This is a genomic window from Gemella sp. 27098_8_92 (assembly GCF_041433685.1).
GTDB lineage: Bacteria > Bacillota > Bacilli > Staphylococcales > Gemellaceae > Gemella.
The window spans coordinates 1-22052 of sequence record NZ_JAPWBZ010000009.1 but is presented as its reverse complement, the minus strand read 5'-3'; the positions used below and the strand labels follow the sequence as shown (position 1 = coordinate 22052).

The window sequence follows — 22052 nt, the reverse complement described above, 5'->3', positions numbered from 1 at the left end:
ACCTCCCAATTTTATGAAGCTTTAATTATTTATGTGAATTTTTTAAATCTTAATTTTAGATAAATTAGATATATGCCACCTTAATCTACTGATTAGAGTATGTGTTAAGTTTTAACTTCTATTTTCGTAAATTTAAGACTCTTTTTAGCTTCATCTTTTGCTGATAATCCAAAATGATTGACTTTATCTTCAAGTAGAATTTCAAATTCAAGTTTATTAATTATTCCCATTCTATAGTTGCTGGTGGTTTACTTGTGATGTCGTAGACTACGCGGTTAACGTGTGCTACTTCGTTTACGATACGTGCTGAGATTTCTTCAAGTACTTCAAATGGGATGTGTGCCCAGCTTGCAGTCATACCATCGATACTTGTTACAGCACGAACTGCAACAGTGTAATCGTAAGTACGAACATCTCCCATAACTCCTACTGAACGGATATCAGGAAGACATGTGAAGTATTGCCAGATTTCTCCTTCTAAACCACGTTTAGCGATAACATCACGTAGGATAAAGTCACTATCGCGCACGATTTGAAGTTTTTCTTCTGTTACTTCTCCAAGAACACGAATACCTAGTCCTGGACCTGGGAATGGTTGACGCCAAACTATTTCATGAGGAAGACCTAGAGCTTCTCCTAATGCACGAACTTCATCTTTGAACAATGTGTTAAGAGGTTCGATAAGCGAGAAACGCATGTCTTCTGGTAGTCCACCAACATTGTGGTGAGATTTGATAGTTTGTGCATTTTTAGTTCCAGATTCGATAACATCTGTGTAAAGAGTTCCTTGCGCTAGGAATGGAACATCATGCAGTTTTGCACATTCTTCATCAAATACATATACGAACTCGTTACCGATAATTTTACGTTTTTTCTCTGGATCACTAACACCTTTAAGTTTTCCAAGGAATCTTTCTTTTGCATCTACTTTAATAAGGTTCATGTTGAAGCCACCATCAATTTCTTTACTAAAAGTTGACATAACTCCTTCGGCTTCACCTTTACGAAGTAAACCGTGATCGATAAACATACAGATAAGTTGGTCTCCGATTGCTTTGTCTAAAAGAGCTGCTACTACAGAAGAGTCTACACCACCAGATAGGGCACAAAGAACTTTTTGATCTCCAACTTCTGCACGAATTTCTTTGATTTTGTCGTCGATAAAGTTTTGGATAGTCCAGTTTTCAGTACAGTTACAAACGTTTCTGATAAAGTTTTTAAGCAGGTCATAACCATATTCTGAATGACGAACTTCTGGGTGGAATTGGAAGCAGTAGAATCCTTTTTCTACGTTTTCAGCAGCAGCGATAGGGCAGTTATCGCTAGTTGCTACTACTTTGAATCCATCAGCAAGTTCAACAACTTTGTCAGAGTGACTCATTAATACTTGTTGAGTAGTAGGTGTACCTTCGAATAAGTGAGCTCCTTCAACTACATCAATATTATGTGCTCCGTATTCACGGCTAGTCGCTGATTCTACGCGACCTCCAAGTTTGTGTTGCATTAATTGCATTCCATAACAAATACCAAGCACTGGAATACCTAGGTTGAAAATTTCATCATCAATTGTTAGAGAATTTTCTTCGTAAACAGAGTTAGGCCCTCCAGAAAGAATAATTCCCTTAGGGTTCATTTTTTTAATTTCATCAATAGAAATCTCGTTATCATGTAGTTCAGAATAAACACCAAGCTCACGTACACGACGTGTGATAAGTTGGTTGTACTGACTACCGAAGTCAAGAACTAGTATAAATTCGTGTTTCACAGTTGTCCTCCTAAAATTTGCATAATAATATACTTTATTATATCAAGAACAGGCTCAGAAGTAAAACTTAAATTATGGAAATAGAGAACAAAAACGAAGTATTTGTGATTTCCGATAAAATCAAGGTTAATTATTATGAAAAATACTTAAAATCAAGGAGATTTACTAGGAAAGTGCAGGCCGGTAATAGAGAAAAGTTAATATATTATACAAAATAGCGATACATGGTATAATAGGTGTTATAATATGATGTAGTGATGGCTAGGAGGAGAAAAATGGTAAGAGCATATATAGGAACATATACTAAAAAAGAAAGCCAAGGAATATATAAAATAGAACTATCAGAAGAAGGTACGGTATTAGAAGTAGCATCAGTTGCGAAAGTAGAAAATCCAACGTACCTGGCACTATCAAGTAATAATAAAAATTTATACAGTGTATCTAAAAAAGAAGGGAATGGTTCGGTTACCAGTTTTAAAGTTTTGGAAGATGGAAGACTCGAAGAACTAACATCAGTTTCAAAAGAAGGTAATCCTCCATGTTACGTCGAGGTAAGTCATGATGACAAGTACCTGCTATCAGCAAATTATCATACAGGAACGGTTGATAGTTATTTAATTAATGATGGAGCTTTAGAAACATTATTATCGACTGATACTCATGAAGGAAATGGCGTACACCCACGTCAAGAAAAGCCTCATGTTCATTTTGCAGGATTTTCTCCAAGTGGTAATTATGTTTTTACATGTGATTTAGGTACGGATGAGATTACAACATATAAGCTAAATGAGGGTAGATTAGAAAAAGTTCAAAATGTAAAAGTAAAAGCTGGTAGTGGGGTTCGTCATATAGTCTTTAGTTCAGATGAAACAAAAGCTTACGCTATGACGGAGCTGACAAGTGAGGTAATTGCTTTTGATTATGATGGTGATGGAAATCTAACGAATCCGGAATACTATTCGACATTATTAGAGGATTTTCCTGTTGAAAATAAAGGAAGTGCGATAAAAATTTCTAATGACAATAGGTTTATCTATGTGAGTAATCGTGGGCAGGATACTATCGTTGTCTTTGAAAATGTGAATAATAAGTTAAAAGAGATTCAGACTATTAGTACAGAAGGCGCGGACCCTAGGGATTTTGCCTTATCAAAAGATAATAAGTTTGCTGTTGCAACTAATGAAACCTCAGGAACGATAACTGTATATGCAGTTAATCAAGAAACTGGTGAGCTAGATGTTGTTCAATGTGGTGTAGAAGTGCCAGAAGCAGTCTGTGTAAAGTTTGTTTAGAATATAATAAAAACTATTTGACGTAAGTAACGCCAAATAGTTTTTCTTTTATCGTTTTTTAACTACAAAAAAGGGTGCTCCAAAATTACAATATTCTAAAATATAATCTTCTAGATTATTGATATTTTTTGGATTGTTATTGTCTTTTGTTAGTGTGAAGCCACTAAGGCGAAGTTTGTCATGAGAAATATCGCCGACAATATAAGGCTTGTTTTTTAATACGTCAACTAATTTTTCTTCGAACCATTCTTTTTGGAAGGCATCTTTAAAATTGTATATAAGCTCATAGATAATCCCATCAACTTCAAATACTAAATTATTTTGCTCCATAATTAATCCTTTCCAACAACTTTCTTCATAATGTAAAGTGCCATAAATACTAAAGAATAGATAGCTAAAATACCAGTAGCAAAGTACTTAGTACGATCAATAACTATAGTAGTCTTTTCTAAGTTGTCTTTTTTGTCAAAATTAATATCATTAATGAAATTTGTTTTTACTTTTGCCAATACACCTGAAGTATCGTTTGATGAAAAGTCGGCAAAAACTGTACCCGCATTAGCAGAGATTGTTTCATATTTTTGGAAAAGTAATATTTTTTTATTCATAAGTAGGTATGTAACATCTTTTATAGAATGTTTTTCATAGAATAAATCATAAATATCTTTATCAAAAGTAATGTTTTCGTTATTTATTTTATAACTACCAGCTTTTAATGCAAGTTTATAGCTATAATTGCTAAATAAATAGTCATAAGTTTTTTGTAGTTTGTCAAAGTATGTAGCCTTATCATCATTTTGGTTTAAAATTGTAATAAGTAATTTTGTATCTCCGCTATAAGCAAAAGTGATACTATTTTTATTGGCGTGATTTAATCCTAATACTCTAAACTTATCTGATTCTGTAAAAGAAATATTGTTAGTAGCTTTAGAACCTGATGAAAGTGTTACTTCTGGATTTTTAGTAATCTCAGTAAGTTTTGGGTAATTTCTCAAAATCATATTTGTTAAATACGACATATTTTTTGCCGTACTTATATTTTTTTCGTCAATAGTTAATGAAGCTAATGTAGTGTCGTTAAGCGACATTGAACTCAAAATATCTTTTGCTTTTTCGATTGTTAAATCATATTTTGTAAAAATAGCTTGTAATAAGGCATCAGATTCTTCGTTTTCAAGTAAGAATAAGGCATCGTCAACACTAATAGAAGAACCAAGGTTGTATTTATTTAAGATAGCATCGCTGTTTGTAATGTTTATTTTTGTATCAAGTGAAATTTTATTATTTTTCAAATCATTAGTTAGTAAAAATAGGGCAAGATGATTTGGTAAGTTGCTCACAGATACTTGTTTATTTTCTCCACGTTTAGAAATTATTTTTCCAGTATTAAATTCCGAAACTACAAGATGTGTGTTGACATCGCTAAAGTTAGAGATTGCATTGTTGTCTAAAAATAGCGTCTCTGCTTTTGCGAGATTCGGTAATAAAAAAACTAGAAGGATAGATAAAATACTAATTTTTTTAAGTCTCATTATAAAAAAATCCTTTTAATCAAAGTTTTAATTAGGAAAACTAGAGGGGAGCTTTTTGAAAAAAGTTCAATAGTTCTTCTAAATATATACCCTTTAGTATAGTACAAAATAATAAAAAATTCCAATAAGAAGAAATATAAAATTAAAATAATTTTTAAATAATAGTTTTTAATAAAAAACGTAGGTTGGAAAAAATTTTAGAAGAAAAAACTAAATATATTTGACATATGATTGTTTATTCATATATAATATATATGAATAAACAATCATATATTAATATTTTCAAGAGGAAAGAGGGGATATAGTATGTGTAATAATATAAAGAGTGCCGAAAACTGTCATAAAGATTACCATAATCATGGGGGAAAATGTGGATATAAAGATAAATGTAAAAATAATATTAATGTTCATAATCATGAACATGGTCATTGTCACGAACATAATCATAATCACTGTCATATGCATAGTCATGGTGGAAAGTTTCCAGTAATAATGTATTTTGTTGGATTAGCGGCTTTTATTGTTGGATATCTAATAGAAAATAGTTATTCCTTATATTCAAATATTTTGTTTATTGGAACAGTTGGGGTAGCGGGATATCATGTCATTTTTGAAGGATTAGGAAATACGATTCGAGATTCAAAAAAAGAAAAAAGATTTTCTCCTAATGTTCATCTGTTGATGACCCTAGCAGCCGTAGGAGCTATTTTTATCAGTAATTATGAAGAAGCAGCTATGCTTATAGTTATTTTTTTGGGGGCTCATTTTTTAGAAGAATATGTTGATGAAAAAAGTAGAAAAGAAATTACAAATCTATTGAGTTTAAATCCGACACAAGCGAGGTTAGTTTTAGAAGATAATAATACAAAGATAGTTCCGATAGATAAAGTTGCAATAGGGGATAAACTACAAGTTTTGAATGGAGACCAGGTACCAACAGATGGAATTATTTTAAGTGGTACAACGTTCATTAATGAAAGTACTATTACTGGTGAGAGTGTTCCTAAAGAAAAAACAATAGGAGATGAAGTTTTTGGGAGTACTCTTAATGGAGAGGGAACTTTTGTTATGCAAGTCACTAAAGAACCGGGAGATACGGTTTTTGCGAAGATATTAGGTTTAGTCAATGCTTCGCAAAATAGTTTGACAAAAACTGCAACATTGCTACAACGATTGGAACCTAAATATGTAACTCTTGTTTTAGTTCTATTTCCAGTAGTACTTCTTGCGAGTAGATTTATTTTCGGGTGGAGTTGGGAGATTAGCTTATATCGCAGTATGGTTTACTTAATTGCGGTATCTCCGTGTGCCTTAGCCGCGAGTGCTATTCCAGCGACACTAGCGACTATCTCTAATCTATCAAAACGTGGTGTTCTTGTTAAAGGGGGAGCATATTTATCGCATTTGAGTAATATTAAGGCAATTGCTTTTGATAAAACGGGGACATTAACTAACGGAGAACCAGTTGTTACAGATTATATTTTTGAAGAAGATGAGGAAGAATTGTTAAAAGTAGTTGTTTCAATGGAGAAGCAATCTAATCATCCATTAGCACGAGCTATCGTAAATAAGTTTCCTAATGTTGAACCTATAGAATTAGAAGTTGAGAATAAAATAGGTATTGGATTAGTAACGACATATTTAGGGACAGAGTACCGTATAGCGAAAGTAACGGCATTTTCTAGCGCAAGCGACGCCTTAACTAAACAAGTAGAATCATTAGCTAAAGAAGGAAAGACCATTGTTTTTGTAGCAAAAAATTATAACGTAGTTGGCTTGTTGGCGTTTATGGATATTCCAAATTCTAATGCTAAGCCGGTTGTAGAGTATTTTAAAAAGCAAGGTATATATACAATGATGATTACAGGTGACTCATATTTGACGGGAGAGGCTGCAGGTAAGACCGTGGGAGTAGACGAGGTAAGGGCAAATGTTATGCCAGAGGATAAAGCGCAGATTATAAAAAATCAAAAGGAAAAATACGGCAGTGTAGCTATGTTAGGAGACGGAGTTAATGATGCACCAGCACTTGCCCTTGCTGATGTAGGTGTAGCTATGGGTAATGGTACTGACGTTGCGATGGATGTTGCGGATTTAATTTTGATAAAAAATGATTTATCAAAACTTAGTTATGCACATAAATTAAGCAAAAAAATGCTTAGTATAACTTATCAAAATATTATCTTTGCAATGTTTGTCGTAGTTGCATTAGTTATTTTGAACTTTTTAGGGAAAATGGATATTACCTTCGGGGTTATTCTCCATGAAGGAAGTACACTAGCAGTAATATTAAACTCACTTAGAATGCTAAAAGAAATAAAAGAGTAAGAGTAGAGGATAGGCACGGATTTACAGAGTTGATTTTTAAAATCATAGTTGTTAATCCCAAGCCTATCTTTTGTTTTAATAATCTTGCTTTAAATAGTGAATATGGTTATAATAAAGTATGTTAAGATGGAGGGATTAGATGAATACTTTAAAGAGAGTAGAAAATATACCGGAAGAAAAATTAGATAAAGTTTTAGCATTGTTTCATTTATTGCGTAATAAAACAAGATTTAAGATTTTGTTATTATTAATGGAAAAAGAAAGAAATGTTAGTGAGCTTGAGGAGATTATTGGAGGTACGCAGTCGGCAATATCTCACCAATTAGCAGAGCTTAGAAATATGAAGTTGGTAAAAGATCGCCAAGAAAAAAGAATGAGATACTATAGCATATATGATAGTCATGTAACATCGATAATAGAAGCAGCGGTAAGTCATATAAATGAGGATTGTTAGAAGAAAGGAAGTATCTAAATGAAGTATGATGTTATTATAATAGGTCTTGGAAGTGCAGGACTTATGGTTGCTGATAGGTTAAATGATAGTGGCTTGCGCGTTTTAGTCTTGGAGCAAAATAAACGTGCAGGGGTAAAACTACTTTTAACAGGGAATGGTCGTTGCAATGTTATGAGTAGTGATAATGCTGAAGATTTCGTCGCGGCTGTTCATAATGGTCGATTTTTACGTAGCGCATATCATAAATATAATGTGAAGAAATTTTTTGATAAACATAATTTAAAACTAAAACAAGAAAATAGAAGATTATATCCAGCTAGTGAAAAAGCACGCGATGTAGTAAATACTTTTAAAAAAGATTATGCTAAAATAAACTATAACGAAAAAGTAGAAGATTTGATCTTTAAAGATGAAAAACTAGTAGGAGTTCGTACTAATGTAGATTCGTACTATGGTAAAAATGTAGTTATATGTGCAGGAGGCAAAACTTATCCGCAGAGTGGTAGTGATGGTTCTCTTCATAAGATATTAAAAAAACATGGTGTAAAAATCACAAAAATATATCCGAGTGAAGTAGCGTTAGTCTTTGATGATTTTAAAGAATTGTCAGGAGTTGCGCTTCAAAACATAAGAATGTTTCATAAAAAGAATGAACGTGTAGGAGATTTGCTTTTCACACATAAAGGTCTAAGTGGGCCATTATCTATTGCGATGGGTGAATTTGTAGCTAGATTTCCAGAAGATAAATTTTACTTAGATTTTTATCCAGAATTAAATGAAGAAGCGCTGTTTGAGAAACTTTGGCAAGATAATAAATTTTTAAGTGGTAAGTTGCCGAAAAGTTTTTATAATTTCATGATTGATAAGTATTTCCCGGAAAATGTTAGTAAAAAAGGACTTAGAAAATTTGTTTCGAAGATTAAACGTTATGAGCTTGTAAATATTAAGACAATGCCGTTGGAATATGCTTTTACAACAGCTGGTGGGGTTGACTTAAAAGGGGTTAGTCCAAAAACATGTTCTCATAAAAAAATAGATAATTTATATTTTGCTGGAGAAATTCTAGATTTACACGGAGAAATCGGGGGATATAATCTGATGATTGCATGGTTTACAGGTATGATAGTTGCAGATGCTATTAAAGAAAAATTTGGTTTGGAAGTTTAAATAAATTTTTCAACTTGTAATTATATAAATAAGATATTAAAGTAATAACAAAATAAGGATAATGCTAATAGGGATATTACGGGTCTCTATTAGTGTTATTTTTTATTTACTTTTCTTAATTGAGGTAGTATAATAGGGGGTATGCTTTAATGAAAGAAAGGATATAGAACAGTGAAAAAACATTTTAAAAAAATATTATTAAGTATTCTTGTGATTTTAGTGGTTGCCTTTGGTTTTACAGGGAATTATTTTTATAACTTTGCTTTGAATCCAAAAGTGGATAAAAGTGCAATAGTAAACCAAGATAGCGATGGGAACAAAGAAGATAAGAAGGCTGTAGAAAATTGGTTTGAGACTACTAAAAAAGAATTAACAATGGATTCTGTAACTAAAAATAAACTGGTAGGATATAAATTTGAAAATCCAGGGGCTAAAAAATGGGTTATAGTGGTGCATGGGTATACTAGTAGCGCATTTAAAATGGCTAACTATATCAAAAAGTTTTATGATATGGGGTATAATGTTTTTGCTCCTGATTTAATCGCTCATGGTAAAAGCGAAGGTAAGTCTATTTCTATGGGAGGGTATGATTCAACTGATTTAGTTGGTTGGGTTAAGAAAATTTCGGAAGATAGTGGTAATGCTGATATAGCATTATTTGGTATAAGTATGGGTGCAGCTACTGTTATGAACTCGTTAGGAAAAAATCTACCAAGTAATGTAAAAGTATTTATAGAAGATAGTGGTTATGTTAATTTAAAAACAGAATTTACATATCAACTGAAAAAATTATTTAATTTACCAAGCTTCCCTGTTATTCCAGCAGCAAATACAATGACTAAACTGCGTGCAGGTTATTTCTTCGGAGATGTTGATGCAACAGAGGCGTTAAAAAATACTAAACTTCCAGCTTTAGTATTGCATGGAGAAGAGGATGGTTTCGTACCTATTGAACATGGGAAAGCAGCCTATGAATTAATAAACTCTAAAAAAGAATTCCATAGTTTCCCTGGTATGAAACACGTTCAAGCAGAACGTAAATTTAGAGAGCAATATTGGAGTATTGTTGGAGAGTTTTTAAACAAAAATTTTAATAATTAAATTATAAAAAAAATAAGAAGCGATGTTAGTATCGCTTCTTGATTAAATGAAAAAGAGTACCGCAAGATAATCTTTTTTCTTAAGTAATTATTCTCCGATAACTACTAATTCTTTGTTAAGTTTGTTTAATACTTCGCAACCATCTTCAGTTACAAGAACTAGGTCTTCAATACGAACTCCAAGCTCTCCAGGAAGGTAGATACCTGGTTCGATAGAGAAAATCATACCTGGTTCACATTTAGTTTCGTTGATACTAGAAATATCTCCGTATTCGTGACATTCAAGCCCGATGTGGTGTCCTGTACGGTGTGTGAAGAATTCTCCGTATCCTTTTTCTGTAATATAATCGCGGCAAGCTGCATCTATATCACAGAATCTAACTCCAGGTTTAACTAATGCGCAAGCGCGTTTTTGTGCTTCTAAAACAGTTTCGAATACTTCGCGTGCTTTTTCGCTTGGTTGTTTCCAGAATACTGTACGAGTCATATCAGAGCAGTAATTATCTTTGATTCCACCCATATCAACGATAATAGAGTCTCCAGGTTTTAGGTATCTATCACCAACTGTACCGTGTGGGTTAGCTCCGTTTGCTCCATATCCAATAATTGGGTCGAATGATAATCCTTCAACTCCAAGTTCTTCATGAATAGCAAGTAAGTCCTTAACTATATCTTTTTCAGATTTTTCAGCTGTGATGCTGTTGATAACTCTTTGACAAGCTTCGTCGTTTAGAAGAGAAGCACGACGCATAAGTTCTTTTTCTTCTTCATCTTTAATCATACGAACACGGTCAACGATTAGAGATACATCAACGAATTTGCTATTTGGTAAGTATTGCATAAGTGGTAATAAAAATCTAGCTGGAAGAATTTTATCAATACCTACAGTAGCTCCATCAGAAATAACTTTAGATAATGTCTCGATTGGATTATCAGTATCAGAGTACACTACTTTTTCTAAACCTAAATCATTTTCGATAGGGAACAGAGCATTAACGAAAAGTTTGTGGTTACCATTTTCGTCAAGTAATACAGCATAAAATCTTTCACCTGGATGTTCCAAGTGACCAGTTAAGTAAAAGATTGAATAAGGATCACTAATAATAGCTTGATTGATACCTTGTTCTTTCATTTTAGATAAAATTTTATTAGTTCTTGAAAGTTTCATATTTATACAACTCCTTTAAAATATTCTGAACTTTAATTTAATTATAGCACTCAATGAAAGCAAATACAATACTGATATTGAAATATTTTTAGTATTTTGTTGAAAAATAGTTGTATGATAAAATACATTATGATATAATATAGAAAAAAATGTGATACACTCACAAAGAAAGAAGGGATTTATTATGTCAGAAGTAGCGGTTAAAAAATCTAAACCGTGGAGTTTTTATATGAGTTCTATCACTTTCTCATTCGAGAGAGCGGCGTACTATTCTTCTAAATGGCTTATCATTATCTATGTTACAGCTGCTGTAATTAGTGGTGGTCTAGGAGAAAGTGGTCTTGGACTAGGTAAAGTAGAAGGTGCAGCAATGCAATCTAACTTAGTAGCCTTTACTTATCTTGCCCCTGTATTATTAGGGTTTATTGCGGATAAGTTGATAGGTGCTAGATATCTTATTCCTGTAGGGTTACTTTTAATGGGATTAGGATATGGGTACGCAGGTTATGTTGGTACTTATTCTTCTTTATGGATAATGATTATCTTAGTTTCTATCGGAACAGGGTTTTTCAAAGGTAATATTCAAGCAGTAGTTGGAGAGATTTTTAAAGGTGATGAAAAACGTAAAGACGATGCGTTCTCAACTATGTATTCATTCATTAATATAGGTTCATTCGTTGGAACTACTGCAGTAGGGCTTTTATATGTTAAACTTGCAACATCAAGTGCTAACGGATACCTACAATGCTTCAAAATTGCTGGGTTACTTTGTATCATCGGTGCAATCTGGTTCGTTTTAGGTTATAAATCTTTAGGAGATGTTGGTAAACACCCATTCGCTAAAGGTGAAGAACACCATGAAGAAAAAGTAAAAGTAAATCGTCCATTAGAAAAATATGAAATTCGTCGTGTGTACTCAATCGTAATTATTTCATTATTATCAGTTATCTTCTGGATTTTCTGGTATTTAACATATGTAATTTTATACGATTATATGCCTAAATTTATCGATGATAAAATTGGTACATTTACAGTGCCAACTTCATGGTTAGACTCACTTAATGCTTTAACGTGTATAGTTTTAGGACCGATTTTAGGTGCTTTATGGTACAAACTTGCTAGACGTCCACAAGGAGACTGGAGTTTATACAAAAAAGCTTCAATCGCTTTATTCTTACTAGGTGTAACTTTTGGTATTTTAGCATTAACAGAATTTACTCGTGGAGTAGGGGCGCCTGAAAGCCAAAAAGCTAGTATTCTTTGGGTAATTCTATTCTTTGTAGTACTAAGTATTTCTGAAATGTTCTTCTCTCCATTAGGAGCATCATTCGTTTCTAAATATGCACCAAGACAAATTCTATCTATAATGATGGCAGTTTGGATTGTAGCAACATTCGGTGCTGCTAAAGGATATAGCTACTTGTATAAATTAGTAGCTGAGCTTCCAATAGTAAACGTAGCTTTGGGTATTGGTGGTGTCTGCGTAGTGGTAGCTTTATTAGTATTCATTTTTGAGAAAAAACTAGCTAATTTAGTAGAACTACGTGAAGGTGAAACTTTAGTAGAAGAGTAAAATTATATAAAAAGAAGAGAGAGTTAGCTCTTTCTTCTTTTTTTATTTTTTATATAAGAAATGTATTTTCATTTTATAATACTCTTCTGTATTAGTTAAGGAGCTTATATACTTTTTATTTTTATTTTAATTTCTTTATTATATTTGTTTATTCTGTTATAGTATTGATTATTTTTTTAGTATTTATTGATGAAAAAAATTATTTTTTATGGTAAAATAATAATGTAAGAATAAAATAAAAATGAGGAGAATAGACTATGGCAGAATTAAGAACACTGTATCCTGAACTTTCAGCTAACTTTACTGGAATGATGAAAGTTGATGATACACATACAATTTATTATGAAGAAAGTGGAAATCCAGATGGAATACCTGTAATTTTTTTACATGGTGGACCAGGATGTGGAACAGCTCCATCATGTAGACGTTATTTTGACCCAGAAGCATATAGAATCATTTTATTTGATCAACGTGGAAGTGGGAAATCAACACCACATGCCTGTTTAGAAAATAATGATACATGGCACATAATAGAAGATATCGAAAAAATTCGTACAGAACTAAATATTGACAAGTGGTTAGTATTTGGAGGAAGCTGGGGATCTACATTATCATTATGCTATGCGATAAAACATCCTGAACGTGTTTTAGGACTCGTTTTACGTGGGATTTTCTTAGGACGTCGTGAAGATATACTGTGGATTTATGAAGAAGGGGGAGCAAGTAATATCCATCCGGAAGCTTTTGAAAGATATGAGAGTATAATCCCAGAAGCAGAACGTGGTAACCTTATCGAAGCATATTACAAACGTCTAACAAGTGAGAACAAAGAAGAACGTGAACAAGCAGCAAAAGAATGGAGTATGTGGGAAGGTTCTCTAGTGACACTTCATCCAGATCCAAATCTAGAGCAAAGCTTCGGAGAAATAAATTATGCTATCTCTATGGCTACTATTGAGTGCCATTTTTGGATGAATAATATGTTCTGGAATGATGACAACTGGATTTTAAATAACATTGATCCTATAAAAGATATTCCAACATTTATAGCTCATGGCCGTTTTGATGTTGATTGTCGTGCTATTGGAGCATGGGAACTTAGTAAAAAGTTAAATAACTGTGAACTTGAGTACTTAGTATGTGGGCATTCTTCAGGAGAACCTGAAATTATTGATGCCCTAGTACGTGCAACAGACAAATTCAAAGGTATTTTAAAAAAATAATAAAATAATTTATTTATAAAAATATATAAAATATTAGAACCTAGACTATAGTAAGAAAATTACTATAGTCTATAATTATGTAAAAAACAAATATATTTCATAAAAATATAATTTTACAGAAAATAACATTATTTTAATAATGAAAAACGCTTTATTTTGTGTTAAAATAGTAAGTGTAAACATAATAAAAGGTAGGAGGTTCTAATATGGGAGAGTTACGGACGTTATACCCGGAAATAAATGAAAATTTCTCAAGAATGCTAAAGGTAGATGATGTTCATACCATATACTATGAAGAAAGTGGGAATCCGCAGGGGATTCCTGTAGTATTCTTACATGGTGGACCTGGAGGAGGAACTACTCCAACAGGTAGACGCTACTTTGATCCTAAGGCGTATAGAATTATTCAATTAGATCAAAGAGGAAGTGGTAAATCAACTCCGCGTGCTTGTCTGGAAAATAATGATACTTGGCATATCATAGAGGATATAGAAAAAATCCGAGAAGAGCTATCGATTGAAAAATGGCTTGTTTTTGGAGGGAGTTGGGGTACAACATTAGCTCTATGTTATGCGATAAAACATCCTGAACGTGTTTTAGGGTTGGTGTTACGAGGAATATTCCTAGGGCGTCGTGAAGATATAACATGGTTATATGAAAAAGGTGGAGTTAGTGAATTTTTCCCTGAAGCATTTGATAGATATGTATCTATTATTCCTGAGGAAGAAAGACATGACATTATAGGCTCTTACTATAAGAGATTAACTAGTGAAGACAGAAAGATTCGAGAAGAAGCAGCGCGAGAATGGAGTATTTGGGAAGGAAGTGTAATGACGTTATACCCAGTTCCTAATGTAGAAGAAAGTGCGGGAGAAATTAACTTTGCTCTATCAGTAGCGACTATCGAGTGCCACTTTTGGATGAATGATATGTTCTGGGGTGGAGATGATAATTGGTTGTTGAATAATGTTAGTACTATAAAAGATATTCCTACCTATATAGTTCATGGTAGATATGATGTTGATTGTAGACCGATCAACGCTTATGAATTAAGTAAAAAGTTAAATAATTGTGATTTAGATTTTGTTATATCTGGACATTCATCAGCGGAACCAGCTATCGTAGATGCTTTGGTTCGTGCTACAGATAGATTTAAAGAGATTTTAAAATAAAAATAAAATAAAAAATAAATTAAAAGGGGTAATAAAGATGGTAGTAAACGAAAGAATAGCTCAATTAAGAGCATTGATGGACAAAAACGGTATAGATGTTTATATGGTGCCGACAGCCGATTTCCACAATAGTGAGTATGTAGGTGAACACTTTAAGGCACGTGCATTTATGAGTGGGTTTACAGGTTCAGCAGGTACACTTATTGTAACAAAAGACTTTGCAGGATTATGGACTGATGGTCGTTACTTCTTACAAGGTGAAAAACAATTAGCAGGGACTGTAGTTGAACTTCAAAAAATGGGAGAACCAGGTGTTCCTAAAATTGTAGATTTTGTTGTAGATAATACACCTGAAAATGGTGTTGTAGGTTTTGATGGACGTGTTGTTATGTTCGGAGAAGGTAAAGAAATCACGACAAAATTAAAACACAAAAATGCAACTGTAAAATATGAAGTTGACTTAGTAGATGAAATTTGGAAAGATAGACCACCATTGTCAGAAGCACCAGCATTCTACTTAAACTTAGAACGTGCTGGAGAAACTGTTGCTAGTAAATTAGAACGAGTTCGTAAAGAAATGAAAGAAGCAGGAGCTAACGTTCATGTAATTACAACTTTAGATGATATAGGTTGGTTATTAAATATCCGCGGTATGGATGTGGACTTCTTCCCGCTATTATTAAGTTATGCAATAGTATACGAAGATAGGGTAGATTTATATGTAGATGAAAGAAAATTATCTGACGAAATTAAAGGACACTTGAAAGAAGATAACGTGGTAATTAAACCTTATAATGATGTATATGCAGATGTTAAGAAATTTACAGAAAAAGATGTGGTTCTAGTTGACCCAGCCCGCTTAAACTATGCTGCATTCAATAATATTCCTAAAGAGGTAACATTAGTTGAAAAACGTAATCCTACGATTTTAATGAAAGCTATCAAAAATGAAGTAGAATTACAACACACAATTAAGGCGCATGTTAAAGATGGTGTTGCACATACTAGATTTATTTACTGGTTGAAACAATTAGTAAAACAAGGTATTAGTGAGCAGGAAGACGAGTTGTCAGCATCTGATAAACTTGTAGAATTTAGAGAAGAGCAAGGAGGATATATTTGTCCAAGCTTTGCGCCAATTTGCGGACATGCAGAAAATGGGGCTATTGTCCATTATTCTTCTTCTAAAGAAACTTCTATTCCGTTGCGTACTGGAACATTCTTCTTGACTGATACAGGAGCCCACTACGAAGAAGGATCAATTGATATTACGCGTACTACAGCTATGGGAGAAATTAGCGACCGTCTAAAAGAAGATTATACAAAAGTATTACAATGTCACTTACGTCTATCAAGACTTAAATTCATGGAAGGTGTTTGTGGTGCAAACGTAGACTTGTTCGCACGTGCGCCATTATGGTATGGATATGAAAACTTTAACCATGGAACAGGTCATGGTGTTGGATATTTAGGAAATATACATGAAGGACCACAAGGGATTCACTGGGGAATTTACCGTTCTGCAGAACCGTTTAAACATGGTATGACTATGACTAACGAACCAGGATTGTATATTTCAGGATCTCACGGTATCCGTCTGGAAAACGAACTTATTATTCGTAACACCGTGAAAAATGAATATGGTCAATTTATGGAATTTGAAGTTATGACATTTGTACCATGGGATTTAGAGGCTGTAAAAGTAGAAATGTTAACAAGTGAAGATAAATACGAATTAAACAAATACCATAAAAAAGTATTTGAAGTTCTTTCTCCTTACTTTAAAGGTGAAGAACTAGAATGGCTAAAAGAAGCTACTCGTGAAGTATAGTTAAGTAAATTATGTAGGAGGTTTTGAGTTTTCTTGGAGCCTCCTACTAATATATTAAAAGTAATAAATATAGTTTATATAATTTTATAAAATATGCTTTAGAGATTAATGAAAGTTATAAACAAAGGAGATTATCTATGGATTTAAATACACAGTTGAAAAATTACGCTAAATTAATAGCTAAAGTTGGTCTTAATATTCAAGAAGGTCAACCGGTTTTAGTAAGGGCTAGTACAGAAACGCGTGATTTTGTTGCAAAAATAGTAGAAGCTTGTTACGACCTTGGAGCAAAAAAGGTAGAGATAGAATGGCGTGATCAAGAACTTACTAAATTACATCTTAAATATCAAACAGAAGAAACTTTAAGTAGTGTAGGACAATGGTATATCGATAGATATCAAGAAACGTTAGAAGAAGGAACGGCATATCTTTCAATTATCGGAGATGATCCAGATGGTTTAGCGGGAGCTGATAGTTCGAAACTAAAAGCATCGATGATGGGACGCTCTAAAGCACTTCGTAATTATATGAAAGCAATAATGAGTGACGAGTGCCCGTGGTGTGTTGTTAGTGCATCTACTGTTGGATGGGCGAAACGTTTATTCCCAGAACTTACTGATGAAGAAGCGTATTTAAAACTTTGGGACCAAATCTTAAGTGCTTGCCGCGCGAAAGGAGATAATCCAGTAGCTGATTGGGAAGAACATATTAGTATATTGGATGAAAAAGCTAAATTTTTACATGAAAATGAACTTGTAAAACTGCATATTACAAATAAACTAGGAACTGATCTTTACGTAGGGCTTCCTAAAGGTCATATTTGGCAAAGTGCAGGAAGTTATGCTAAAAAAGCTAGTCGTTTTGTAGCCAATATTCCTACAGAAGAAGTATTTACAATGCCTCATAAAGAACAAACTAGCGGTATTGTTTATAATGCTAAACCTTTAAATTACAGTGGTGTTTTAATTGATAACTTCTGGTTGAAATTTGAAGAAGGGAAAGTAGTAGACTTCGGAGCTGAGCGTGGATATGATGTTCTTAAAAATTTATTGGATACAGATGAAGGTTCAAGAAAAATTGGAGAAATGGCATTAGTTCCATTTGATTCGCCGATTTCAAATACAGGGATTTTATTCTTAGAAACTCTATTTGATGAAAATGCAGCGTGCCATATTGCTTTAGGGAAAGCTTACCCTACTTGTGTAAAAGGTGGTTCGGAAATGAGTGATGAAGAACTCGCTGAAGTTGGTGCGAATGATAGCTTGATTCATGTTGACTTTATGATTGGAGAAGCTACAACAAATATTGTAGGAATCACTGCTGATGGAAAAGAAGTTGCTATCTTTAAAGATGGTAACTGGGCATAAGTAAAAATAAAGGTAGGAGCAATATGCTCTTACCTTTTATTTTTTTTGTTTTGACTGTAATATTGGAGTAGATTATAAATATTTGCGAAAAATAAATAAATATGTGATAATAGGTAATACTAATATATAGGGGTGATGAAATGCGTTTGGATAAATTTTTAAAAGTATCGAGAATAATAAAAAGAAGGACGATTGCCAATGAGATTTCTTCAGAGGGGCATATAGCTATTAATGGGAAAAAGGCTAAGCCATCTAGTGTATTGAAGGTAGGCGATCAGATTACTATTTATTTCGCAAAAAAAGAAGTTGTCTATGAAGTGTTAGAATTGAAAGATAGTACGAAAAAAGAAGATGCAACTAAAATGTTTAAAGTGTTATCAGAAAAGATGAGAGTAGAGTAATATGGCAGCGCAAAATAATCAATTTCGAAAAGATGTTTTAAAAGCTAAGGCTAAGTATAGAAAACGTCGCAAACTTCTTATTTTATCAGTTATGAGTATGGTGTTGGTAGTTACTTTGATTCAAACATATATGTATATTCGTGAAAAGAAACAAATAAGTAGCCAACTAACAGAACAAAATAATACTATAACGAAGCTGGATAAAGAAAATAAAGTTAATGAATTAGTAATAGATAAACTGAAAGACCCCTATTTTATTACTGATTTAGTTAGACAAGAGTACGGGCTTAGCTACCAAGGAGAAATAATTTTTAACTTGCCTTTGCAGGAGAGTTTTTTACAAGCAACTATAAAATCTATTATGGATGGAGATCTTCAAAAAGTGGAGGATAACCATGGAAGAATAGACGATAGTAAGATTTCTGAGTTAACAAAGAAAGATACAAAAAAGAAAACTACTTCTGAAAAAGACGATAAGGATAAAAATAATGATAATAAAGACGAAGATGAAAAGAATTCTTCTGAGAAAAATACAGATAGATAAACAACAAATCCAAACACAAATAGTCGAGGAGGGAATAGAGGTTAAACTTCTATTCTCTTTTTTGTTAGTGTAATGAGTAACCCGCAAGAATAAGATTACACAATAAAAATAAATATTTGTGAAAAGGGTATTAAAGTGTTAAAATATAGTTAACAAAATAAAATTCGGAGGGAATTATGAATAAATATATAGGGGATGCTTTGCATACTGACTTATACCAAATTAATATGGGGTATGCTTACTTTAAAGATGGAATACACGAAAGAAAGTCATATTTTGATGTTTATTTTAGAAAAATACCTTTTGGAGGAGGGTATGCAGTTTTTGCTGGACTTGAAAAGGTAATTGAATATTTAAATTCATTTGAATTTACTGATAGTGATATTGAATATTTAGCAGGATTAGGCTATGAAGACTCTTACTTACAATATTTAAAACAAATGAAATTCACTGGTAGTATTCGTTCGGTTCGTGAAGGAGAGATTGTTTTTGGTAATGAACCATTGATTCGTGTAGAAGCGCCATTAATTCAAGCCCAAATAATAGAAACGGCAATTTTAAATATTGTTAATTATCAAATACTTATTGCGACTAAAGCTGCAAGAATAAAACACTTATGTCCTAATGAGCCTTGTATGGAGTTTGGAACACGTCGTGCTCATGAGTTTGATGCTGCGGTATGGGGAGCTCGTGCATCTATTATAGGTGGATTTGATTCAACAAGTAACGTAAAAGCTGCGAAATTATTTGGAATCCCATGTAGTGGAACTCATGCCCATTCTTTTGTTCAAGCATATGAAGATGAAAAAGTAGCCTTTAAGAAATATGCAGCAGCACATAAAGATTGCTATTTCTTAGTTGATACTTATGATACTTTACGTTCTGGGATACCAACAGCGATAGAAGTGGCTGATGAATTGAAAGACAAAATTAATTTCCTGGGAATTCGTTTGGATTCGGGGGATATAGCTTATTTGTCAAAAGAAGCAAGAAAGATGCTTGATGCAGCAGGTTATCCTGACGCTAAAATTGTAGCATCTAATGATTTAGATGAAGCCACAATTACCCACTTAAAACAAGAAGGTGCCAAAATAGATGCTTGGGGAATTGGGACTAAACTGATTACAGCTTATGATAACCCTGCACTAGGTGCGGTTTATAAATTATCTTGTTTAGAAGATGAGAATGGTAATATGGTAGATAGACTGAAAGTATCAGAAAATCCTGGTAAGTTGACTATCCCTGGCATTAAACGAGTATATAGGATAATAAATAAAGAAAATGGTATGGCGGCAGGGGATTACATCGCATTAGAAGCAGAAGATGTTAGTAAGGAGAAAAGTATAAAACTGTTCCACCCTACTCATACATATTTGGAAAAAGAAGTCGAGAATTTCGAAGCAAGAGACTTGCACGTTGATGTTTTCAAAGACGGGCAACAAGTCTACACTATCCCAAGTGTTCAAGAAAGTGCACAATACTTCAAAGAAAACAAAAAAATATTATGGAATGAATATTTGAGACTATTAAATCCGGAATTTTATCCTGTGGATTTAAGTACAAAATGTTGGAAAAATAGAAATAATATTTTACGAAAAGTAACTAAAAAACAAAATTAGTAGGTGGAATTATGAGTTTGCAACAGGAAATTATCGCTAGATTACGATGTAAACCTGAAATAAATGTAGACGAAGAAATACGTTTAACTATAAATTTTTTAAAAGACTATATTAAAAAGAATAGTTTTGTAAAAAGTTTAGTCTTAGGTATCTCTGGTGGGCAAGATTCTACATTGTGTGGAAAACTTTGTCAGATGGCGATGACAGAGCTTAGGGAAGAAACAGGTGGAGACTATAAGTTCATAGCTGTTCGTTTGCCTTATGGAACGCAATTTGATGAAGATGACTGTAATGATGCGTTGAAATTTATTGGCCCTGATAAGGTGTATACTGTAAATATAAAAAAAGCTGTAGATGCCAGTGTTGAATCTTTAAGAGAAGCAGGTGTGATAATAACGGACTTTGCCAAAGGGAACGAGAAAGCTAGAGAAAGAATGAAAGTTCAATATTCTATAGCAACTATGAATAGCGGGATTGTTGTTGGTACGGATCACGCAGCAGAGGCTATAACTGGGTTTTATACTAAATATGGCGATGGTGGAGCGGATATTATGCCGTTGTATAGACTGAATAAGCGTCAAGGAAAAGCATTGCTGAAAAAATTAGGATGCCCAGAACATTTATATCTTAAAAAGCCAACTGCAGATTTAGAAGAAGAAAGACCGGCTTTAGAGGACGAGATAGCTCTAGGGGTAAGTTATGATAGCTTAGATGATTATTTAGAAGGAAAAAAAGTTCCTGAAGAAATAGTGAAAATAATAGAAGGCTATTATCTAAAATCAGAACATAAACGAAATATGCCTGTGACGATATTTGATTTCTACAATATATAGAAGATAAAACAATAATATAAAATTGCTGGATAAAAGATACTTATTCAGCGATTTTATTTTGTAATAAACCAAGTCTGTCTAAATAAGATTTAAAGAAGACGAACAATTACAAAAATTAAAAAGCTGAATGTTAATAAAATGACAAAAACTGTTGACAAAAAATAAAAGAGATGATAAAATAATAGACGTCTTCTACTTCGATGGAGTTATTAAAATTATTTTAATAACATTATTTCTAAAGGTTGAAAACCACCTTGACAAAGGGAAAAGTAGATGATAGAATAGAAAACGTCTTGAGAAAGACAAAGTCACTTTTAAAAGAAGTTATAAAAAAGTTTAAAAAAACTATTGACAAATAAAAATAAAAATGATAAGATATAAAAGTTGTTAACGCAACAAACTTGAACATTGAAAACTAAACGAATTAAGTCAACGTTAATTCCAAAAAGGACAGTTTTGAAAAGAAACTATAAAACTTTTTAAAGAGCTAATCAAGCTAAACAAAATTATTTGGAGAGTTTGATCCTGGCTCAGGACGAACGCTGGCGGCGTGCCTAATACATGCAAGTCGAGCGAAGTTTTTCTGGTGCTTGCACTAGAAAAACTTAGCGGCGAACGGGTGAGTAACACGTAAAGAACCTGCCTCATAGACTGGGACAACTATTGGAAACGATAGCTAATAC

The 22052-nt window shown here is 32.9% G+C and carries 19 protein-coding genes and 1 rRNA gene; 15 read left to right on the top strand and 5 right to left on the bottom strand.

Translation table 11 applies throughout. The features are described 5' to 3' along the window. Positions 1–104: 104 nt before the first annotated feature. Both O3802_RS06795 and guaA read right to left on the bottom strand, forming a co-directional pair. Positions 105–230 (bottom strand): hypothetical protein, encoded by a 126-nt coding sequence (locus tag O3802_RS06795; RefSeq protein ID WP_269208065.1) that lies wholly within the window; start codon positions 228–230, stop codon positions 105–107. Beyond that, positions 221–1765 carry a glutamine-hydrolyzing GMP synthase gene (gene guaA / locus O3802_RS06790; RefSeq protein ID WP_371458853.1) on the bottom strand — a complete coding sequence of 515 codons (1545 nt, stop codon included), beginning with the start codon at positions 1763–1765 and terminating at the stop codon, positions 221–223. The genes O3802_RS06795 and guaA overlap by 10 nt, the downstream gene beginning before the upstream one ends. Before the next feature lie 275 nt (positions 1766–2040). On the opposite strand from guaA, the gene O3802_RS06785 reads away from it, so the two are divergent. After that, on the top strand, positions 2041–3057 hold the full coding sequence (locus O3802_RS06785; RefSeq protein ID WP_371458852.1) for a lactonase family protein: 1017 nt from the start codon (positions 2041–2043) through the stop codon (positions 3055–3057). Between the two features lie 48 nt (positions 3058–3105). Here the strand turns inward: O3802_RS06785 and O3802_RS06780 are convergent, their stop codons facing one another. Together O3802_RS06780 and O3802_RS06775 are read right to left on the bottom strand one after the other, a co-directional pair. After that, positions 3106–3387 carry a YutD-like domain-containing protein gene (locus O3802_RS06780; RefSeq protein ID WP_004634092.1) on the bottom strand — a complete coding sequence of 94 codons (282 nt, stop codon included), beginning with the start codon at positions 3385–3387 and terminating at the stop codon, positions 3106–3108. A 2-nt stretch (positions 3388–3389) separates the two neighbouring features. Continuing rightward, complete coding sequence (locus O3802_RS06775) at positions 3390–4589, bottom strand: D-alanyl-D-alanine carboxypeptidase family protein (protein ID WP_371458851.1); 1200 nt, start codon at positions 4587–4589, stop codon at positions 3390–3392. 306 nt (positions 4590–4895) lie between these two features. On the opposite strand from O3802_RS06775, the gene O3802_RS06770 reads away from it, so the two are divergent. The 4 genes from O3802_RS06770 (at position 4896) to O3802_RS06755 (ending at position 9639) form a co-directional block, all read left to right on the top strand. Continuing rightward, positions 4896–6917 carry a heavy metal translocating P-type ATPase gene (locus O3802_RS06770; protein WP_483299428.1) on the top strand — a complete coding sequence of 674 codons (2022 nt, stop codon included), beginning with the start codon at positions 4896–4898 and terminating at the stop codon, positions 6915–6917. Between the two features lie 139 nt (positions 6918–7056). Next, on the top strand, positions 7057–7371 hold the full coding sequence (locus tag O3802_RS06765; RefSeq protein WP_004634100.1) for an ArsR/SmtB family transcription factor: 315 nt from the start codon (positions 7057–7059) through the stop codon (positions 7369–7371). Between the two features lie 18 nt (positions 7372–7389). Then, entirely contained in the window at positions 7390–8538 is a 1149-nt protein-coding gene (locus tag O3802_RS06760; RefSeq protein WP_371458850.1) for a BaiN/RdsA family NAD(P)/FAD-dependent oxidoreductase, read from the top strand. Between the two features lie 171 nt (positions 8539–8709). Continuing rightward, positions 8710–9639 (top strand): alpha/beta hydrolase, encoded by a 930-nt coding sequence (locus O3802_RS06755; protein WP_371458849.1) that lies wholly within the window; start codon positions 8710–8712, stop codon positions 9637–9639. A gap of 87 nt (positions 9640–9726) precedes the next feature. On the opposite strand, the gene O3802_RS06750 is transcribed toward O3802_RS06755, so the two are convergent. Next, positions 9727–10806, bottom strand: coding sequence for a M24 family metallopeptidase (locus O3802_RS06750; RefSeq protein ID WP_371458848.1), 1080 nt, complete (start codon positions 10804–10806; stop codon positions 9727–9729). Between the two features lie 184 nt (positions 10807–10990). On the opposite strand from O3802_RS06750, the gene O3802_RS06745 reads away from it, so the two are divergent. The 10 genes from O3802_RS06745 to O3802_RS06700 form a co-directional block, all read left to right on the top strand. After that, positions 10991–12379 (top strand): peptide MFS transporter, encoded by a 1389-nt coding sequence (locus tag O3802_RS06745; RefSeq protein ID WP_371458847.1) that lies wholly within the window; start codon positions 10991–10993, stop codon positions 12377–12379. A 257-nt stretch (positions 12380–12636) separates the two neighbouring features. Beyond that, positions 12637–13602: a prolyl aminopeptidase gene (gene pip / locus O3802_RS06740; RefSeq protein WP_371458846.1), complete on the top strand. Its 966-nt coding sequence runs from the start codon at positions 12637–12639 to the stop codon at positions 13600–13602. 206 nt (positions 13603–13808) lie between these two features. Further along, complete coding sequence (gene pip, locus O3802_RS06735) at positions 13809–14774, top strand: prolyl aminopeptidase (RefSeq protein WP_371458845.1); 966 nt, start codon at positions 13809–13811, stop codon at positions 14772–14774. A gap of 37 nt (positions 14775–14811) precedes the next feature. Further along, on the top strand, positions 14812–16605 hold the full coding sequence (locus tag O3802_RS06730) for an aminopeptidase P family N-terminal domain-containing protein (RefSeq protein ID WP_371458844.1): 1794 nt from the start codon (positions 14812–14814) through the stop codon (positions 16603–16605). 137 nt (positions 16606–16742) lie between these two features. Then, the gene (locus O3802_RS06725; RefSeq protein ID WP_371458843.1) at positions 16743–17972 is read left to right on the top strand and encodes an aminopeptidase; all 1230 of its coding nucleotides are present in this window, start codon (positions 16743–16745) and stop codon (positions 17970–17972) included. A gap of 140 nt (positions 17973–18112) precedes the next feature. Continuing rightward, positions 18113–18373, top strand: coding sequence for an RNA-binding S4 domain-containing protein (locus tag O3802_RS06720; protein WP_371458842.1), 261 nt, complete (start codon positions 18113–18115; stop codon positions 18371–18373). Position 18374: 1 nt separating this feature from the next. Continuing rightward, the gene (locus O3802_RS06715) at positions 18375–18917 is read left to right on the top strand and encodes an FtsB family cell division protein (RefSeq protein ID WP_371458841.1); all 543 of its coding nucleotides are present in this window, start codon (positions 18375–18377) and stop codon (positions 18915–18917) included. A 176-nt stretch (positions 18918–19093) separates the two neighbouring features. Then, positions 19094–20536: a nicotinate phosphoribosyltransferase gene (locus O3802_RS06710; protein WP_371458840.1), complete on the top strand. Its 1443-nt coding sequence runs from the start codon at positions 19094–19096 to the stop codon at positions 20534–20536. Between the two features lie 11 nt (positions 20537–20547). Continuing rightward, on the top strand, positions 20548–21369 hold the full coding sequence (nadE, locus tag O3802_RS06705; protein ID WP_371458839.1) for an ammonia-dependent NAD(+) synthetase: 822 nt from the start codon (positions 20548–20550) through the stop codon (positions 21367–21369). 507 nt (positions 21370–21876) lie between these two features. Then, positions 21877–22052: ribosomal RNA gene (locus tag O3802_RS06700) — 16S ribosomal RNA — on the top strand; the annotation flags it as partial.

Bases quoted from the DNA above. Each gene is read 5' to 3' on its own strand.
- O3802_RS06780 (WP_004634092.1), bottom strand. From the start codon at position 3,387: ATGGAGCAAAATAATTTAGTATTTGAAGTTGATGGGATTATCTATGAG.
- O3802_RS06795 (WP_269208065.1), bottom strand. From the start codon at position 230: ATGGGAATAATTAATAAACTTGAATTTGAAATTCTACTTGAAGATAAA.
- O3802_RS06750 (WP_371458848.1), bottom strand. From the start codon at position 10,806: ATGAAACTTTCAAGAACTAATAAAATTTTATCTAAAATGAAAGAACAA.
- O3802_RS06720 (WP_371458842.1), top strand. From the start codon at position 18,113: ATGCGTTTGGATAAATTTTTAAAAGTATCGAGAATAATAAAAAGAAGG.
- O3802_RS06770 (WP_483299428.1), top strand. From the start codon at position 4,896: ATGTGTAATAATATAAAGAGTGCCGAAAACTGTCATAAAGATTACCAT.
- pip (WP_371458845.1), top strand. From the start codon at position 13,809: ATGGGAGAGTTACGGACGTTATACCCGGAAATAAATGAAAATTTCTCA.
- O3802_RS06785 (WP_371458852.1), top strand. From the start codon at position 2,041: ATGGTAAGAGCATATATAGGAACATATACTAAAAAAGAAAGCCAAGGA.
- O3802_RS06715 (WP_371458841.1), top strand. From the start codon at position 18,375: ATGGCAGCGCAAAATAATCAATTTCGAAAAGATGTTTTAAAAGCTAAG.
- nadE (WP_371458839.1), top strand. From the start codon at position 20,548: ATGAGTTTGCAACAGGAAATTATCGCTAGATTACGATGTAAACCTGAA.
- O3802_RS06775 (WP_371458851.1), bottom strand. From the start codon at position 4,589: ATGAGACTTAAAAAAATTAGTATTTTATCTATCCTTCTAGTTTTTTTA.
- O3802_RS06730 (WP_371458844.1), top strand. From the start codon at position 14,812: ATGGTAGTAAACGAAAGAATAGCTCAATTAAGAGCATTGATGGACAAA.
- O3802_RS06765 (WP_004634100.1), top strand. From the start codon at position 7,057: ATGAATACTTTAAAGAGAGTAGAAAATATACCGGAAGAAAAATTAGAT.
- O3802_RS06725 (WP_371458843.1), top strand. From the start codon at position 16,743: ATGGATTTAAATACACAGTTGAAAAATTACGCTAAATTAATAGCTAAA.
- O3802_RS06760 (WP_371458850.1), top strand. From the start codon at position 7,390: ATGAAGTATGATGTTATTATAATAGGTCTTGGAAGTGCAGGACTTATG.
- O3802_RS06710 (WP_371458840.1), top strand. From the start codon at position 19,094: ATGAATAAATATATAGGGGATGCTTTGCATACTGACTTATACCAAATT.
- pip (WP_371458846.1), top strand. From the start codon at position 12,637: ATGGCAGAATTAAGAACACTGTATCCTGAACTTTCAGCTAACTTTACT.
- O3802_RS06745 (WP_371458847.1), top strand. From the start codon at position 10,991: ATGTCAGAAGTAGCGGTTAAAAAATCTAAACCGTGGAGTTTTTATATG.